The organism is Pseudobutyrivibrio sp. YE44 (assembly GCF_900104335.1).
In the GTDB taxonomy this organism is placed as follows: domain Bacteria; phylum Bacillota; class Clostridia; order Lachnospirales; family Lachnospiraceae; genus Pseudobutyrivibrio.
In genome coordinates this window covers 57586-74748 of sequence record NZ_FMXT01000006.1, presented here as the reverse complement: position 1 = coordinate 74748, position 17163 = coordinate 57586, and the positions used below count along the sequence as shown (strand labels likewise).

At 40.7% G+C, this 17163-nt stretch carries 14 protein-coding genes; 7 read left to right on the top strand and 7 right to left on the bottom strand.

All coding sequences use genetic code 11. From position 1 onward, the window contains the following. Nucleotides 1-337: 337 nt before the first annotated feature. The 5 genes from BLR54_RS09975 (at nt 338) to BLR54_RS09955 (ending at nt 5917) form a co-directional block, all read left to right on the top strand. Nucleotides 338-1615, top strand: coding sequence for an ABC transporter substrate-binding protein (locus BLR54_RS09975; protein ID WP_090420428.1), 1278 nt, complete (start codon nt 338-340; stop codon nt 1613-1615). 90 nt (nt 1616-1705) lie between these two features. After that, complete coding sequence (locus tag BLR54_RS09970) at nt 1706-2590, top strand: carbohydrate ABC transporter permease (protein ID WP_090420425.1); 885 nt, start codon at nt 1706-1708, stop codon at nt 2588-2590. A gap of 154 nt (nt 2591-2744) precedes the next feature. Beyond that, complete coding sequence (locus BLR54_RS09965; protein WP_090420422.1) at nt 2745-3572, top strand: carbohydrate ABC transporter permease; 828 nt, start codon at nt 2745-2747, stop codon at nt 3570-3572. A gap of 17 nt (nt 3573-3589) precedes the next feature. Further along, entirely contained in the window at nt 3590-4564 is a 975-nt protein-coding gene (locus tag BLR54_RS09960; protein WP_090420419.1) for a glycoside hydrolase family 43 protein, read from the top strand. A gap of 123 nt (nt 4565-4687) precedes the next feature. After that, a complete protein-coding gene (locus tag BLR54_RS09955; protein WP_090420416.1) occupies nt 4688-5917 on the top strand; it encodes a hypothetical protein in 1230 nt (409 codons plus the stop codon). Between the two features lie 344 nt (nt 5918-6261). Here the strand turns inward: BLR54_RS09955 and BLR54_RS09950 are convergent, their stop codons facing one another. Further along, nucleotides 6262-7188, bottom strand: coding sequence for a hypothetical protein (locus tag BLR54_RS09950; RefSeq protein ID WP_090420412.1), 927 nt, complete (start codon nt 7186-7188; stop codon nt 6262-6264). Nucleotides 7189-7563: 375 nt separating this feature from the next. On the opposite strand from BLR54_RS09950, the gene pflB reads away from it, so the two are divergent. Together pflB and pflA are read left to right on the top strand one after the other, a co-directional pair. Beyond that, nucleotides 7564-9822: a formate C-acetyltransferase gene (gene pflB / locus BLR54_RS09945; protein WP_090420409.1), complete on the top strand. Its 2259-nt coding sequence runs from the start codon at nt 7564-7566 to the stop codon at nt 9820-9822. A 111-nt stretch (nt 9823-9933) separates the two neighbouring features. Next, on the top strand, nt 9934-10668 hold the full coding sequence (gene pflA / locus BLR54_RS09940; protein WP_090420407.1) for a pyruvate formate-lyase-activating protein: 735 nt from the start codon (nt 9934-9936) through the stop codon (nt 10666-10668). Between the two features lie 27 nt (nt 10669-10695). On the opposite strand, the gene BLR54_RS09935 is transcribed toward pflA, so the two are convergent. The 6 genes from BLR54_RS09935 to BLR54_RS09910 all read right to left on the bottom strand — a co-directional run bounded on the left by BLR54_RS09935 (nt 10696) and on the right by BLR54_RS09910 (nt 17109). Continuing rightward, nucleotides 10696-11862 carry a WG repeat-containing protein gene (locus tag BLR54_RS09935; protein ID WP_176761918.1) on the bottom strand — a complete coding sequence of 389 codons (1167 nt, stop codon included), beginning with the start codon at nt 11860-11862 and terminating at the stop codon, nt 10696-10698. A gap of 235 nt (nt 11863-12097) precedes the next feature. After that, a complete protein-coding gene (locus tag BLR54_RS09930) occupies nt 12098-12796 on the bottom strand; it encodes an adaptor protein MecA (protein ID WP_090420401.1) in 699 nt (232 codons plus the stop codon). 249 nt (nt 12797-13045) lie between these two features. After that, nucleotides 13046-13951: a dihydroorotate dehydrogenase gene (locus BLR54_RS09925; protein ID WP_090420398.1), complete on the bottom strand. Its 906-nt coding sequence runs from the start codon at nt 13949-13951 to the stop codon at nt 13046-13048. Next, a complete protein-coding gene (locus BLR54_RS09920) occupies nt 13951-14715 on the bottom strand; it encodes a dihydroorotate dehydrogenase electron transfer subunit (protein ID WP_090420395.1) in 765 nt (254 codons plus the stop codon). The genes BLR54_RS09925 and BLR54_RS09920 overlap by 1 nt, the downstream gene beginning before the upstream one ends. Before the next feature lie 66 nt (nt 14716-14781). Continuing rightward, nucleotides 14782-15699 (bottom strand): orotidine-5'-phosphate decarboxylase, encoded by a 918-nt coding sequence (gene pyrF, locus BLR54_RS09915; protein WP_090420392.1) that lies wholly within the window; start codon nt 15697-15699, stop codon nt 14782-14784. Nucleotides 15700-15831: 132 nt separating this feature from the next. Continuing rightward, on the bottom strand, nt 15832-17109 hold the full coding sequence (locus BLR54_RS09910) for a dihydroorotase (RefSeq protein ID WP_090420389.1): 1278 nt from the start codon (nt 17107-17109) through the stop codon (nt 15832-15834). Nucleotides 17110-17163 lie beyond the last annotated feature (54 nt).

The following is a 17163-nucleotide window of genomic DNA, read 5'->3' as shown; positions in this document are numbered from 1 at the left end:
ATGATGCTTGATGTCCTAACCCCAGAGCAATAATTGAAAAATATTGCTCATACAATTTTTGCGCTTATACTAAAAAAAATCAAGAGGATGCACAAGTAGTTTTCTCTTTTCAGCACCATTTTTGTCAATAATACACTATATCCAGCTATCCAATTCATAGATTATTCACAAACGGCAGTTTCCGATTATTAAAACAAGAGCAAGATTTGATAATCAACTAACAACAATTTTAAAGAATGTGAACAAATTGTGTGATAGATTTAAATTAATAAAAAAGTTAACAGACAAATGAAGCAAAATCGGGGGATTATCATTTGTCAAAAAAGGAGGAGACGTAATGAAAAAGAAACTCATCGCGACTTTAATGTCAGCATTGATGGTCGCATCAGTCTTCACTGGTTGCGGTTCATCATCTTCATCTGATTCAGCGTCAGGCGACGGCGTTCAAGAAATCACTTGGATGTTCTGGGATGACCTTGATGCTACTCAGGATCTTATATCTCTTGGATACAAAGAGAACGTTGAGAGATTCAACAAAGATTATGAAGGTCAGTATCACGTAAACGTTGTTACAACAAACCTTGAAGAGTACTACGACAAATTAAATGCTTTAGTTGCTGCAGGTGAGACACCTGATGTATTCATCGTCAGCCCAGGTCCACAGCTTACAGATTATGTAGCTCCTGGTATCGCAGCTCCACTTGATGACTATCTTGCAGATGGTTGGAAGGATACCTTCACAAGTGATGCAGTATTTACACAGCAGACATATGACGGCAAGATTTACGCTGTACCTCTTAACACAGCTGCAGCTTGCTGCTTCTATAACACAGAGATGTTTGAAAAGGCCGGCGCAAAGGTTCCTACAAACTGGGACGAAATGCTTGACGCTTGCGACAAGCTCCAGAAGGCTGGTTACACACCAATCACTATCTCAGCTGGTACAGCTTGGTGTCTTTCAATGGTAGCTGGTTACCTTTGCGAAGCTGAAGGCGTTGACCTTGCTAAGCTTGCAGATGGTTCTGCTTCATGGGAGGATGGAAAACTTGAAGCTGCTGCTAATAAGCTTTTAGACCTTTCTAAGTACTTCCAGACAACAGCTGCTGGTGATACAAACGACGTTGCTACAGCAAACTTCTACAACGAAGAAGCTGCAATCCTTATCCAGGGTTCATGGGCAATCGGTCAGATCAACGGTGAGAACCCAGAGTTCGAGTCTAAGTGTGGCGTATTCCAGTTCCCAGGTGTTGAAAGACTTATTGCTAAGTCAGATTCACTTTGCATGAGCTCATCAACAAAGAATCCTGAAGCTTGCGCAGCATTCATGAAGTACTTCACAGATGACACAGCTCAGAAGTATACAGCAGAAGTTGGTGGAAAGATTCCTGTAACAAAGGTTGAGTACGATGCATCAGCTGCTCCAGCTCAGCTTTCATATGTAATGGATATCTTTGAAAATGCAAAGGGCACATTCGGATTCTACAACGAGTCAATGCCTACAACAGAAACAGGTGCACACTTCGATGACACAATGGTTTCAGTATTCCTTGGTGATTTAACACCTGCTGATGCCGCAAAAGACATGGAAGAGTACTACCAGGCAAACTGCCGATAACATTCTTTTTCTTCAATACCTTTATTATATGGGGCGCAACTTCCCTGCGCCCCACTTCTTTTACCAAAAATCATGTAAGGAAAACAAGTTATGGATAAATTATTAAGAAACAAAAAAGCCATCGTTATATTCATGGCACCAGCATTAATATTATTTACGTTTATATTGTTCATTCCTATTTTACAGTCAGTGTATTATTCCTTCTGCGATTACAATGCTCTGACTCCTGCAAAGTTTGTAGGATTAAAAAACTATAAAGGATTAATTCAGGATAAAACACTTCACATCGCTTTAAAGAATTCAATTTTCTTTCTGATTTATTCCTGTGTGACACAGCTTATTATGGGCCTCTTCTTAGCGGCTCTTCTAACAAATATAGATAAAGGAAGAAACCTGTTCAAAAACATTATTTATCTTCCATGTGTTCTTTCATCTGCAGCTTTAGGTCTTTTGTGGATGTTCATCTTCAGCCCAAAGCTTGGTATCAACCAGCTTATCCAGAAGTTTGGTATTGAAGGACCTTTATGGCTGATGGATACAAAAGGTTTCATCATCCTTCCAATGTGGGTAATCGCCTTTGTTGCGTTATGGCAATATGTTGGACAGTCAATGATGCTTTACATGGCACAGATTTCCGGCATAAGCAAATCACTTTATGAAGCTAGTTACATTGATGGTTGTAACAAGGTCAAGAGCTTCCGATATATCACTCTCCCGCTCATACGACCTATGGTTGCAACCGCAATGTCACTAAATGCAATTGGTTCTTTAAAATTCTTCGATATGATTTTCAACATGACAGAAGGTGGACCAAACCACAAGACAGAGGTTCTTGCTACTCACCTTTACCAGCAAGGCTTTAAATATTTTAAGTATGGCTATGCCAGCGCCATCGGCGTGTTGCTCTTGGTACTTTGCTTGGCCGTTACATTATTTATTAACAAGGTAGTAAAAACAGAACCATACGAGATGTAAAAATAATAGATTCATATAAAAAGTCTATATGAATCTGAGGATTTTAGATGAGTCAGTAGACATCAAGCTCATAGATGTCTTCTGTGAAACTTTCTTCAGTTGAGCAGAAGATATCTATGGCTTGTAGGCGTAACTGACGGACTAGGAGATTAGCATGAAAAAAGTTTCTATATGGAAAATTATTATATATATCTTCTTGGTGGTTATGGCTGTAGTTTATTTAGCTCCATTGCTTTGGACCTTCAACGTAGCCTTCAAAACCAACAAAGAGATTTTCACCGCACCATTTGCGCTACCACAGAATCCAACCTTTGAAAACTTCACCTTTGCATGGACAGCCGGCAAGCTTGGTATCGCAACACTTAACTCATTCCTTGTGTGCGTTATAACCTTAGTGCTTAGCATGATTATCGGCTCAATGGCAGCCTTTGGAATCGCAAGACTTCGCTGGAGAGGTGCACATCTTGCACTTGTATATTTCCTTACAGGAATGATGATTCCAGTACACTGCGTACTTATTCCACTTTTCACACGTTTTGCGAAGGTTGGACTTTCAAACAGCCTTACAGGTTTGATTCTTCCATACCTTACCTTCGCTCTTCCAATCACCATCTTTATTATGGTTGGTTTCTTTGAAGGAATGCCTAACGAATTGATTGAAAGTGCCTGCATCGACGGCGCATCAATCTACCAAATTTTCTTTAAGGTTTGCCTTCCACTTGGCAAAACCGGTTTGTTCGTAACAGGTCTTATGACCTTCGTCGGTAACTGGAACGAACTCTTACTTGCAATGGTATTTATATCTGACGATATGAAGAAAACACTTCCTGTTTCTCTTTCAAAATTCGTCGGACCTTATAATACAAACTACTCACAAATGTTTGCAGCCATCATCATCGCAATCATACCAACTATCATTGTATATTGCGCTTTCTCTAACCAGATTGTAGATGGATTGACTGCAGGTGCTGTGAAGGGATAAGGAGAATAGAATAGAAAATGAAAGCACAAAACACCCCAATTGTTACTAATCTTTTTACTGCAGACCCATCTGCACATGTCTACTTGGATAAGATTTACATCTATCCATCACATGACATCCCACACAACGGGGAAGACAACGACAACGGCGACGAATATCAAATGGAGGATTACCACATTTTCTCTATGGATGAAAACAGTGATGAAGTCACTGACCATGGAATGGTTTTACATCAGGACGATGTAGAATGGGTAAGCAACCAAATGTGGGCTCCAGATTGCGTATTTAAAAATGGAATTTATCACTTAGTATTCCCTGCAAGAGACAAGGACGGAAACTTCAGACTTGGTATTGCTGAAGGCAAATCACCTGAAGGACCATTCACTCCTAGAAAGGAATGCATCGAGGGAAGCTTCTCTATCGATCCTTGCTCTTTCATCGATGATGATGAAAAGGTGTACTTCTATTTCGGAGGATTATGGGGCGGCCAGCTTGAGAAATACCGCACAGGAAGCTTTGATCCAAACGGCACAGAGCCACCAAAGAATGAGCATGCTGTATGGCCAAAGGTTGCACTTATGAAGGATGATATGACAGGCTTTGCTGAAGAACCAAGAGACCTTGTTATCCTTGATGAAAATGGCAAAGAACTTTTAGCCGGAGATGAGGATAGAAGATACTTCGAAGATCCATGGATGTACAAGCGCGGTGATAAGTATTACTTCACTTACTCAACAGGTACAACACACTATATCGTATATGCGGTATCAGACTCACCATATGGACCTTTCACATATCAAGGTCGTATCCTTGAGCCAGTACTTGGCTGGACCACTCATCACTCAATTGTTGATTACCATGGAAAGACATATCTCTTCTATCATGATTGTGAGCTTTCAAACGGAATCAACCACCGCCGCAATGTAAAGTATTGCGAGCTTAACTTCAATGCTGATGGAACTATCCAGACTATCACACCTGAATATAAGTAAGATTTAAGGGCTAGTGAAAATCCACTAGTCCTTCTTTATTATTTTTGTTGAATAATCTTCCTGAAGTAGTAAAATCAAATCTGGTTCTTGAACACCATAAAATATATGAAAAGAGTAATAATAATGAGACACAAAAAGAAGAGACAAAAAAGATTTATTTCACTAGTATTAATTGGCATAGCATTTGTACTATTGATAGGCTTACTTGTGTATTGGATGGTCAGCAGACTGAACGATGCAAATGTAGAACAAAAAGCTGAGCAGGAAGCAACCGTTACCACAGAAAGTAATTCAGAAGGTAACTTAGAAGAAAGCACTTCAACTGCACCTGAAGATGAATTTGATTTTGAAAAGATAGGTGTGAAGGAATATGTATATCCTGAAAAGTTTAAGCTTTCAGAGGATTTAAAAGGAGCCATTGCTTTACTAGCATATTCATATCAAAACTTTAATACAAATGATACTAACAAGGATGATTGGCAAGAATACTTTGTATCACATTTTCTTTTGAATTCGCATTATGCTTTTGATTATTTGAATTTTATAACAGAGCAAAATGATAATAAGATTAGCGAAGAGCAGGCTGAATATATGCAGTTTTCTCTAACAGGAAAAAAGGTTGATTTTAAGTTTGATAAGCCTCTTGATTATAATGATGCTGCGTCATACCTTAACGATGCATATTTTGAAGATTATGCTTATGAACTTGAGGGCGATGATGTCATTGTGCATGCAACAATCGGCGTTGAACATACCACGTCAAATGGGGAAGATATTGTAGTTGCAAGTGACACACAGTACTATGATGTAATGCTGACTAAGAATCCATATAGCTGTTTTAGTGGTTATAGCATTTCATCTATTAAATCTGTTGATGAAAACTTATACACAGAGGATATAGATACTCAAGCGGATGCTCAAACAGACACTCAAAATGAAGTACAAGAAAACAAAGAAGCATCTGTTCAAAGCACAGCAAAAACAGGTCCAATTACAGCAGAGGAATTTGCAACCTTTAAGAAGACTTGTGAAGGCCCAAAGAATACTAACAAATTCATGAATTTTGCAGATTTAATGAAGCGAGATTATACAGGAACTTGGTATTCACCAGAAGATAATTGCGCTATGCGATTGACAGCAGAAGGAGCATATTTGTATTATCCATTGTTAGATTACTATGGTGACACTTTATATACCTGGGATGTTACAGACAGATCTGCCAACGGATTATGTCCAATGCTAGTAGTTCATACCTTTGGAGCTGATCAGCCAGGAATCACTTACTATATTGCAGGTGCTACCGATAATTATTTCTACGGAAGCATACAAGGATATGTATTCTATCGACAGTAATAAAAAGCCCTATTTTCCGTTAGGCCATTGATAAAAAATCATGTTTTTGGGAATTTTTTTATCGCGGCATGCCCCTTAAACCCAATAACTCCATTTTATGATTGATAAAATTTCCTCCAAAATTACCATTTTTTATCAATGGATATCTCCCGGCCCCGCATACTTTCGTCTTGCCGCGATAAATGAGGATGTCCAAAGGAATCTTATATGCCCTAAGCAGTCTCAAAAGAAGTCCTATGAAGTCAAAACACGTTAGCAACTAAGACAATAAAAAAAGGTGACGTCCTCAAACGTCACCTTCTTCATTATTTAAGAATAATTAATATACAAATTGCGAACTTGTTCTAGTTATTAGTAAACTCCAGTGAATCAATAATACCAGCCAAAGCATCAGATATTGCCATATCCTGTTCTTCGTCACCGCCTACATGAGTGATGTCTTCGAATACAAGATATCCATCCATGTAGTCTCTTAAGATTGCTGTGTTGTACATGCCAGGGCCACCTTCTGATGGACCGTTAGTTACCCAGTATCCCTTTACATCCTCTGTGCCTGGGAAGATACCTTCGCTAACATTTGAACCTTCCCCGTAATCCTTTGCAAGAGCCTCGCTCTTTTCCTTTGCCTTCATATCTACATCATAGGTTACTGATACCATGCAAGTTCCTGGGCAATCTCCAGTGTAAACGAAGGTAGTTACATTCCCCTGAGTGTTTACTGTTATAAGATCTGGATTGTAATGAACACTCCAACCATTTGCATCGCTATAAACATTACTTGTGCCATCACTCAAATAGTTCTCTGCAACAAATGTGTCAGGATCTACGTCTGGTAAAAATTCAAACACAAGAGGTTTATCCTTCACATCCTCAAAATAACCATAGATAAAATCATCTTTTACATCTGTAATAATAAGGTTCTCTTCAGACTCACCTTCGCCACCAAAGGTAAATATAACCTTGCCCTCTTCCTGTGTACAAGAAAATGGTAATCCTGTTGTAGCATCCTCAGTATGTCCTGCTCCTTCGTCGTTAAAAACATAGAAGTAGTCCTTTGTAGGATTCTCAAGCTCTGCTGAATAGTTTGCATATACACCCTTAATAAAGTAAGGTGCTCCGGTCTTTGCTTCAGTAGTCTCTGTAGTTTCTGTTGTCGCCTGGGTGTTTTCTGTTGCAGCCTCTTCTGTCTTGTCACCACATCCAGCAAGCATTCCTGAAGTCATTGCAATGGCAGCTGATAATGCTAATACCTTTTTCCATTCTTTTCTCATATTCTATCTCTACTCCCTTCAAAAATATATGTTTTCAATTGTTCATTCTAAACGTTTTCGCCCCAGAATATGTGAAAAAACTTTAAATTAATTCAATTAAAAATAAAGACATAGGTGCAGATTTAAATAAGGAAATGAGTACAACAAATTGTTCTATTGTTACCAACAATAATGGTATGCGTCATTGTCTTTATATAAATACAAGTAATGAGAAAAATTATTAATAGGCTTGTTAATTTTTTGACAACTATATGGTATAGTATACAACGGCTAGACTGTTAGATACGTCTTACTGTCCATAGACTGATTTAACATACCCCCTAGCTAGTAGTTATTAACACTTCATTTTTATTTACAATGGAAAGGGAAATAATAATGGCAAATCACGATTTCGAACAATGGGACGGTTTTGAAGGTCGCGTTTGGAGAGACAATATTGATGTCCGCGACTTCATCCAGAAAAACTACACTCCATACGATGGAGACGAGTCTTTCTTAGCAGACCCTACAGAGGCAACAAACACTCTTTGGGGCAAGCTTCAGGAGCTTCAGGCAGCTGAGCGTGCTAAGGGCGGTGTTCTTGATATGGACACTGATATCGTTTCATCTCTTACTTCTCACGGTGCAGGTTACATCTCAGAAGAGACAAAGAACCTTGAGCAGATTGTTGGTCTTCAGACTGACAAGCCACTTAAGAGAGCATTCATGCCTTTCGGTGGTATCACAATGGCTGAGCAGTCATGCAGAATGTACGGTTACGAGCCAAGTGAGAAGCTTCACGAAATCTTTACTAAATATCACAAGACACACAATCAGGGCGTATTCGACATCTACACACCAGAGATGAAGAAGGCACGTCACAACAAGATTCTTACTGGTCTTCCAGATACATACGGACGTGGACGTATCGTAGGCGATTATCGTCGTGTTGCTCTTTACGGTATCGATTACCTTATTGAAAAGAAGCAGGCAGATTTCGCTGCAACAGAGCGTCAGGGTATGCGTCGTTACGACTTCCAGCTTCGTGAGGAAATCACAGATCAGATTAATGCTCTTAAGGGCATGAAGGAAATGGCTGCTATCTATGGCATCGACATTTCAAAGCCAGCTGGAAACGCAAAGGAAGCTGTTCAGTGGTTATACTTCGGTTACCTTGCAGCTATCAAGACACAGAACGGTGCTGCTATGTCAGTAGGTCGTGTTTCTACCTTCCTTGATATCTACTTCACACGTGACCTTGCAAAGGGAATCATCACAGAGTCAGAGGCACAGGAAATCATCGATCACTTCACAATGAAGTGCCGTATGGTCAAGTTTGCTCGTATCGAGTCTTACAACCAGCTCTTCTCAGGTGACCCAGTTTGGGCTACTCTCGAGGTTGGTGGTATCGGTCTTGACGGTCGTCACCAGGTTACAAAGACTTGCTACAGATTCCTTCACACACTTGAGAACATGGGACCTTCACCAGAGCCAAACCTTACAGTTATGTACTCAAGCCGTCTTCCTGAGTCATTCAAGAAGTACGCTTCAAAGATTTCTGTTACTACATCTTCAATCCAGTATGAGAACGATGATGTAATGCGTGTTACATGGGGCGATGATTACTCAATCTGCTGCTGTGTATCTGCTACAGAGACAGGTAAGGAGCTTCAGTTCTTCGGTGCAAGAGCAAACCTTGCTAAGTGTCTTCTTTACGCTATCAACGGTGGTGTTGACGAGAAATCTGGAGACCAGGTTGGACCAGAATACAAGGCAATCACTTCTGAGTACCTTGACTATGATGAGGTTATGCAGAAGTTCGATCAGATGATGGATTGGCTTGCACACCTTTATGTTGGTACACTTAACATGATTCACTACATGCACGACAAGTACTACTATGAGGCATGCCAGATGGCTCTCATCGATACACATGTACGCCGTTCATTTGCAACAGGTATCGCTGGATTCTCACACTGTGTAGACTCACTTTCAGCTATTAAGTATGCAAAGGTTAAGGCTATCCGTGATGAGAACGGTGTTACAAAGGACTTTGAAATCGAGGGAGACTTCCCACGCTACGGTAACGATGATGACAGAGCTGATGAAATCGCAATCTGGCTTCTTCGTACATTCATGGGCAAGCTTCGTCATATCCATACATACCGTGACTCAGAGCCTACAACATCAATCCTTACTATTACATCAAACGTTGTTTATGGTAAGGCTACAGGTGCTCTTCCAGATGGACGTCCAGCTGGTGAACCACTTTCACCAGGTGCTAACCCATCATACGGCGCAGAAGTAAACGGACTTATCGCTTCCCTCAACTCTGTTGCTAAGCTTCCATATGAAGAGGCACTTGATGGTATTTCAAATACACAGACCATCAACCCTGGAGCTCTTGGTCACACAGATGAGGAGCGTACTGCAAACCTTGTTAACGTTCTTGATGGTTACTTCGATCAGGGTGCTCATCACCTTAACGTTAACGTATTTGGTAAAGAGAAACTTATTGATGCTATGGAGCATCCAGAGAAGCCTGAGTACGCAAACTTTACTATCCGCGTTTCTGGATACGCTGTTAAGTTCATCGACTTAACAAAGGAGCAGCAGCTTGATGTAATTTCTCGTACTTGCCACGAGGCTTTATAAAGCGCAGACGGGAGGGTCCCACTTTAGTGGGAGTTGCGCGTCTGCCACAGCGGGCCCATTGCCGAAGGCAATTTGCATGGGCCCTGCTTTCCCGTTTTGATGAGGTGTTAAATGAGTGAAATAATAGGATATATTAATAAATTGGAAAGTTTTGGGGCTGTGGATGGTCCGGGTGTGCGCTACCTTATTTTCCTTAATGGTTGCAAGATGAGATGCGCCTTTTGTCACAACCCTGAGACTTGGGCTGAGGCGCAAGGACAAGAGTTCACCGCTGAGGAGCTTTTAAAAAAAGCACTTCGTTTTAAACCTTACTGGAAAAATGGAGGCGGCATCACTGTCAGTGGTGGCGAGCCATTGCTTCAGATTGATTTCATGCTAGATTTATTCAGACAGGCTAAATCAAAAGGAATCAACACCTGCATCGACACAGCAGGCCAGCCTTTCACCCATGACGAGCCTTTCTACACCAAGTGGAAGGAGCTTATGAGCCTCACAGATACAGTTTTACTTGATATCAAAAATATAGACCCAGCAGCTCATAAAGAGCTGACTGGTGTCTCTAATGAAAATATTCTTGAGATGGCCCGTGAAATTTCCGACATGGGCATTCCAATTTGGATTCGACACGTGCTTGTTCCAGGTGGCAGTGACAACGATGATTATCTAAAACATACTCGAGAGTTCATTGATACTCTTAAAACCGTAGAAAAGGTAGAAGTACTTCCATATCATACCTTAGGTGTTCCAAAGTATGACGAGCTTGGAATTCCATATCGTCTTGAAGGCGTGGAATCACCATCAGCTGAACGTATTGAGAATGCAAAAAAAATCCTAGGTGCAAATTAGCACCTAGGATTTATTTGAAAATCTTGTTTACTTCTTTATCTTTTGTCCTTTAGTGAGCTTAACTGTTGCATATCCGTACGAAAATGATGTAACATCATCAAACTGGGGTTCAAGAAGCCAAGAGCCATCTCGTTTTATAAACCCATATTTTCCATTAAGCTTTACCTTTGCATACCCATCATCACTGAACGCGTAAGCCTTATCAAATATAAAATCTGTTATATTATTCCCATTTTTGTCGATATATGCCCACTTTTCTTTCCCATCAATTATTTTTGAAACTGCTGCGCAACCATTGCAGAAACCAAATACTTCTTCATATTGTGGCTTGATGATTTCTTCACCTGTTTCATTTATAAAACCAACTAAATGATTTACTCGATCACCTACAGCAACATTTACTAAACCTTCATTAAATTCATGTCCTGTATATAAAGAATAATACATTTCATCATTTAATCTTTTACCATTTATATTAATAAAAATAGTACAGGCCTCCCAATAATTTTCATTAACATCTACCGGAAAATATGCTTTATTAGGGAATATTTGGCTATAAAATTGAGGAGGGATAACCCAGTTTCCAGACAAATCAAGCACCCCCCATAAATCCTCTATTCTTGCACCTACATAACCATCTTTAAACCAGCTCAATTCATCATATTTCGGTTCTAGAATCCAATTTCCATCTATATCTACAGCTCCCCATAATCCATTTTTAGCCTTTACACTAATAATATCATCAGACGAAAAGAAAGAATATGGGCTATTAATCTGAACATCCTTGATTATAGTCTTTACATTTAAATCATAATCAAGAATTTTTAAAGTTGAAGAGGGATATCTATCTATTGTAACTATATACCCATCTCTAATATTAACCATTTCATAATCTGCAAATGTACTCCAGCACTTGTTTTTAATTAAGTCAAAAGAACTATCAATGTAACCATATTTTTTTTGACGGGTTCCATTTTCAATTTTATAAAATTCTACATATCCTATTTTTTTCCAATACACATATTGAAAAGGTGTATCACAGACAATATCACCATTAGTATCAATAAAATAATATGCAGAACCATCTTCTGCTGGAACAATTTTTCCTTCACGGCTTATTTTCCAGAGACCATAGATTCCAAGCACCATAGCAAATAATATAAGCACTGCCACACACAGTCTTTTTTTATTCATCTTTATATCCTCGAGATTAATTATAGTCCTGTGTTTCATTCATATACAGGATTTCCTTTCCATCTGTTTCCAAATATAATAATACTTACCTTAAATTATATTTACTATTTGAATAATGATTGTGAAAAAATATTAAATTTTTAAAGTATTCAACATTTTGAATTCCTAGGAGATACCTTCATTCAACAAAAAAATCCTAGGTGCAAATTAGCACCTAGGATTTATTATTATCTGATTAAATCTGTGAAAGTACATTTACGCAGTCCTCGCAGATTACATCGCCATGCTCTAGTAAGAAGGCTCCATCGAAGCTTTCTGTAAACATCTGTGTTGCGAACTCAGCAATAACAAGAATTACTGCTGATATCTGACGACGTGTAAGCTCGAAGTTAAGCTTTACGTAGTAGTCATCGCCATAGCGATAGAGCACGCTCTGTATTCCAGCAAACTTAGGTATGTGTTTGCAAAGCTCAATAGAAGAATCTAAGTCTGGAAGTATAGCCCAAAGAGGAGTGTTAAGATATTGGCTTGTAACCTCATCCTTCTCATCTCTGAGTGCTTGTGCTGGCTGAACAGGAACATCTGCAGTGCTACCAGAAATTGGAGCTTCCTGCTTTGTAGTAGATAAGGTTTCCTGCAAGCCTGTTAAGTGCTTCTTTAATTCTTCTATTGCTGTAGCCAGACCTGAACTTGAATCTGGGGATATGAGTAAAGCAACATCACCCTGTGGCATAACTGTCATTTGAACGCTGTAAGCCTTGGCATGGGTTTCAATACCTAAGGTTTCGCATGCCTCAGCTAATATATCCCGGATAAAGCTTTGGGTTTTCTCCTGGTCACTGACGAAATCACCAAGCTCCATTCCGTTCTGTTCCATTTCTTCTTTGGTAATGACGCAACGGATCTTGTCTTCACCTATCTTCTTGAACTTCATCAGCTCCCCTCCTTTCGAAATCTAAAGTAAACGTTATATATAAAGATAATTTTCTGTCGACGTATATAAAGTGTAGCAAGATTATTAAAGTATGTCACGGAAGTTTCTGAGAATATTGTCTGAACATTCAGTGAACCAGTACCCAATTATCTTTATATTGTAGCGAACCAAATTTTTTATAATTCTTCCCACTGTAAACTACTGTTTACTGATTCCCAAGAGGGATAAAATTGTTGCGATCCGTTGGGATTATACAATACCCACTATAGAGTTGATGTCGTCAATATTTTTCCTTCTCATATAATCCTCGATGCCTGAAAGAATATCAAGTGTCGCTGTAGGATTATAGAAGTTTGCAGTTCCAACTGAAACGGCTGTAGCTCCGGCGAGCATCATTTCGATGGCATCCTCCCAAGTTGAAATACCACCCATTCCTATGATAGGAATCTTTACTGCCTTTGAGCATTCATAAACCATTCTTACTGCTATAGGATGAACTGCTGGACCTGACATACCACCGGTCTTATTTGCAAGAACAAATTGCTGACGTTCTACATCGATTTTCATTCCTGTAAGAGTATTGATGAGTGAAATAGCATCTGCACCCCCAGCCTCTGCCGCTTTTGCCATAACCTTAATATCCGTGACGTTTGGCGAAAGTTTCATTACAATAGGCTGCTTGGCGTGAGCCTTAACCTGACGTGTGATTTCCTCCACAGCTTTTGGGTCCTGACCGAAGGCGATTCCACCTTCTTTTACGTTAGGACATGAGATGTTAATCTCTAGCATGTCGACTCTTGACTCGTCAGCCAATCTCTTAACTACTTCAATATATTCTTCGGCGGAATGACCGCAAACATTAACCAGAACTTTTGTATTTTTGAATTCTTCAAGGAATTTTAAATCTCTCTCGCAGAATACTTCCACACCAGGATTTTGCAAGCCGATGGCATTAAGCATTCCTGAGCGAACCTCTGCGATTCTTGGTGTAGGATTTCCTGGCCATGGCACATTTGCAACGCCCTTTGTAACCACCGCGCCAAGCTTGTTTAGATCAACAAACTCAGAGTATTCCATACCTGAACCGAAGGTTCCTGAAGCCTCCATAACTGGATTCTGAAATTCAACACCTGCAATATTAACTGAAGTCTTCATTATAATACCACCTCCGTTGACAAGAATACTGGCCCATCCTTACAAACACGCTTGTTGTGCACGTGACTGTGGTCATCAACCTCGGTAGACTGACATACACAGCCCAGGCATGCTCCAACACCGCAGGCCATTCTTTCTTCCATTGAGACGTAGCATTTTATATCATGCTCAGCAGCATACTCAGCTACCCCCTTCAACATAGGCTTTGGACCGCAGGCATAGATAACATCTGCTGTAAGCTGATTCTCTTTCATGGCATCCACAACAGTACCATGCACTCCAACGGATCCGTCATCTGTGGCGATGATGAGATCTGCTGCCACATCAGTAAACTCCTCAGTAAGGAACATGTCATCATTACGATATCCCATTACTGCTGTGACAGTGCCTGGCAATTCCTTGGCAAGCTGAAGCATTGGAGGAACACCGATTCCACCGCCCACAACAATTGCGGTCTCACCTTCAAGTGGGAACCCATTTCCAAGTGGTCCCATAACCTGAATCTTGTCTCCCTTTTTAAGATGTGAAAACTCTTCTGTTCCCTGGCCCATCACACGGTACACCACTCTGAGAGTTCCATATTCTTTATCTATCTCGCAAATACTAATTGGGCGTGGCAAAAGCTTGCTGCCATCATTTGAAAAGATGCTGATGAACTGCCCTGGGATGGCATAGTCCACAATCTTTGTCTGAAGCAAAAGGCTGTATACACCGGCTGCCAGCTCCTGCTGCCCTAAAACGGTTGCTGTTTCTTTTATTTTCATTTTATCTCCTTTTCGGCTTCTCCTTGAGGAGAAGCTGTCACCGAAGGTGACTGATGAGGTGTCTTATTATAATGCGCTACGTATATCCTCAAGCATATCCTCAACCGCTGCGCGGCTGGCTTCTGCGAAATGCTCTTCGCCATACTTTGCATATTTTTCCTGCTGATATGCTGCGATAATTCCGCGGCTTGAGTTTACGATTGCACCAAGTCCATCTTCATTAAAGAAGTTTACAAGGTCTGCGCCCTTGCCTCCCTGTGCGCCGTAGCCTGGAACAAGGATATATGTATGAGGCATGAGCTTACGAAGCTTTGCACCCATTTCAGGATAAGTAGCACCAACAACTGCACCAACGTTTGTGTAGTTGCCTTCCATTGTCTCAGCGCCCCACTCCTCAATCTTTTCAGCCATGTGCTCGTAAAGAGGTCTGCCATCAATAAGTCTGTCCTGGAACTCACCAGAAGAAGGATTTGAAGTTTTGCAAAGCACAAAGATACCCTTGTCCTCTTCCTTGCAAACATCTACAAATGGCTTTACACCATCTGTACCAAGATAAGGATTAACTGTAGCCATATCTGCATCAAAGCCCTGATACTTGTAATCACCAACCTGAACAGAACCAAGGTGCCCAAGGGCATAAGCTGTTGATGTTGAACCGATGTCTCCACGCTTGATATCTGCAATAACAACAAGACCAAGTTCCTTTGCGTAATCCACTGTCTTCTTGTAAGCAATCATTCCTGGAATGCCGAAGCTTTCATACATGGCAATCTGTGGCTTTACCGCTGGGATTAAATCAAAGCAAGCATCCATAATCTGCTTGTTGTAGTCAAACATGGCTTCTCCCACTGCTTCCAAGGTCTGACCATGCTCGTTGATGTGAGCATCAACAAGTGACTTTGGCATCAGCTTAAGTGTTGGGTCCAAGCCTACCACTATAGGTGCGTTCTTTTCTTGGATCTGATTAATTAATTTTTGTATCATATATCCTCCTAGTCCGCCAGTTACGGCTACAAGCCTGAGAGTCTCTCCGCTCAACTTAGAATGGTTCACTTGAGAGACCTCAGAGCTTGATGCCTACTAGCTCATCTAATTAATATACTGCTTCCATAATAATTAACAACTGAATACCACACTACCACCAAAGATTGTCTTCACGACACGGCCGTGAACCTTTCGGCCCTCGTAAGGCATATTCTTTGATTTTCCTACGAAGTCTGCTGCATGAATTTCATACTCTATGCTAGGATTAAAAATTGTGATGTCCGCAGCCTTTCCTGGTGCGATGTTTCCTAAATCGTCGCGGCCAAGTATGCCAGCAGGATTGCTACTCATATATGCAGCCATTGTAAGTGGTGTGATTAAACCTGATAATACTAACTCTGTATATGTAAGACTTGCAGAGGTTTCCAAACCAACAATTCCGAATGGAGATGCAAAGCCCTTTGACTTTTCCTCTGCTGTATGTGGAGCATGGTCTGTGGAAATCACTTCGAATATTCCCTCAGCCAATCCTCGTCTAAGAAATTCTCTATCCTCTTTTGTACGAACTGGAGGATTCATTTTGTAATTGCCATCACCTGGCACAATGTCATCCTCTGTAAGGGTGAAATGATGTGGGCAAACCTCGCCAGAGACTTTGATGCCTGCCTCCTTAGCTTCCTTTAAAATCTGGTAGCTTTCCTTTGTTGAACAATGGCAAAGATGAAGGGTTGCACCTGTCTCTTCTGCTAGCATAATGTCACGAGCCTCGATGATGTTTTCAACTGCGTTGCTGATTCCTTTTTCGCCCATAGAATCAGATTTTGCTCCCATGTTCATGACGCCGCCCTGAACAAGATTGATATCCTCGCAGTGAGCAAGCACTGGCACATTAGCCTTTGCAACTATCTTCATAGCCTCCCTGTAAAGACCTGAATCCATAACAGATTTACCATCCTCGGAAATGGCAGGAATTCCTGCATCAATCATTCCCTGTAAATCAGAAAGCTCCTTGCCTTCCATCCCCTTTGTGACAGAGCCAACCTGAAGAACACGGGTCAAACCGACCTGCGCGCCCTTGTCGTGAACGTACTTTACAAGCTCAGGATTATCTACCACTGGCTTTGTGTTTGGCATGGCAAGAACTGTGGTAACACCGCCTCTTGCTGCAGCCTTCGAACCAGTCTCAATATCCTCCTTTGCAGTCTGGCCAGGATCTCTGAAATGCACATGCATATCAATGAAGCCCGGCATAACATAGCATCCTTTGGCATCAATAACTTCATCAGAAAAAACGGGAACAATACCAGCCTCAACAGCTGAGATAATGTTCCCGTCTATCTTAATATCTAATAATTCATCTGTGTTTGTAGGTGGATTTAAAACTCGACCATTTTTGATAATCAAACTCATTACGCTACTCTCCTTGCACGTTCTAAAACTGCACTTCGAATAGTATATCATAGT

What these genes read in the sequence shown, in the direction of transcription:
- BLR54_RS09910 (WP_090420389.1), bottom strand. Translation starts at nt 17,109, where the DNA reads ATGAGTTTGATTATCAAAAATGGTCGAGTTTTAAATCCACCTACAAAC.
- BLR54_RS09965 (WP_090420422.1), top strand. Translation starts at nt 2,745, where the DNA reads ATGAAAAAAGTTTCTATATGGAAAATTATTATATATATCTTCTTGGTG.
- BLR54_RS09925 (WP_090420398.1), bottom strand. Translation starts at nt 13,951, where the DNA reads ATGAAGACTTCAGTTAATATTGCAGGTGTTGAATTTCAGAATCCAGTT.
- BLR54_RS09955 (WP_090420416.1), top strand. Translation starts at nt 4,688, where the DNA reads ATGAGACACAAAAAGAAGAGACAAAAAAGATTTATTTCACTAGTATTA.
- pflB (WP_090420409.1), top strand. Translation starts at nt 7,564, where the DNA reads ATGGCAAATCACGATTTCGAACAATGGGACGGTTTTGAAGGTCGCGTT.
- pflA (WP_090420407.1), top strand. Translation starts at nt 9,934, where the DNA reads ATGAGTGAAATAATAGGATATATTAATAAATTGGAAAGTTTTGGGGCT.
- BLR54_RS09950 (WP_090420412.1), bottom strand. Translation starts at nt 7,188, where the DNA reads ATGAGAAAAGAATGGAAAAAGGTATTAGCATTATCAGCTGCCATTGCA.
- BLR54_RS09920 (WP_090420395.1), bottom strand. Translation starts at nt 14,715, where the DNA reads ATGAAAATAAAAGAAACAGCAACCGTTTTAGGGCAGCAGGAGCTGGCA.
- BLR54_RS09975 (WP_090420428.1), top strand. Translation starts at nt 338, where the DNA reads ATGAAAAAGAAACTCATCGCGACTTTAATGTCAGCATTGATGGTCGCA.
- BLR54_RS09970 (WP_090420425.1), top strand. Translation starts at nt 1,706, where the DNA reads ATGGATAAATTATTAAGAAACAAAAAAGCCATCGTTATATTCATGGCA.
- BLR54_RS09960 (WP_090420419.1), top strand. Translation starts at nt 3,590, where the DNA reads ATGAAAGCACAAAACACCCCAATTGTTACTAATCTTTTTACTGCAGAC.
- pyrF (WP_090420392.1), bottom strand. Translation starts at nt 15,699, where the DNA reads ATGATACAAAAATTAATTAATCAGATCCAAGAAAAGAACGCACCTATA.
- BLR54_RS09935 (WP_176761918.1), bottom strand. Translation starts at nt 11,862, where the DNA reads ATGAATAAAAAAAGACTGTGTGTGGCAGTGCTTATATTATTTGCTATG.
- BLR54_RS09930 (WP_090420401.1), bottom strand. Translation starts at nt 12,796, where the DNA reads ATGAAGTTCAAGAAGATAGGTGAAGACAAGATCCGTTGCGTCATTACC.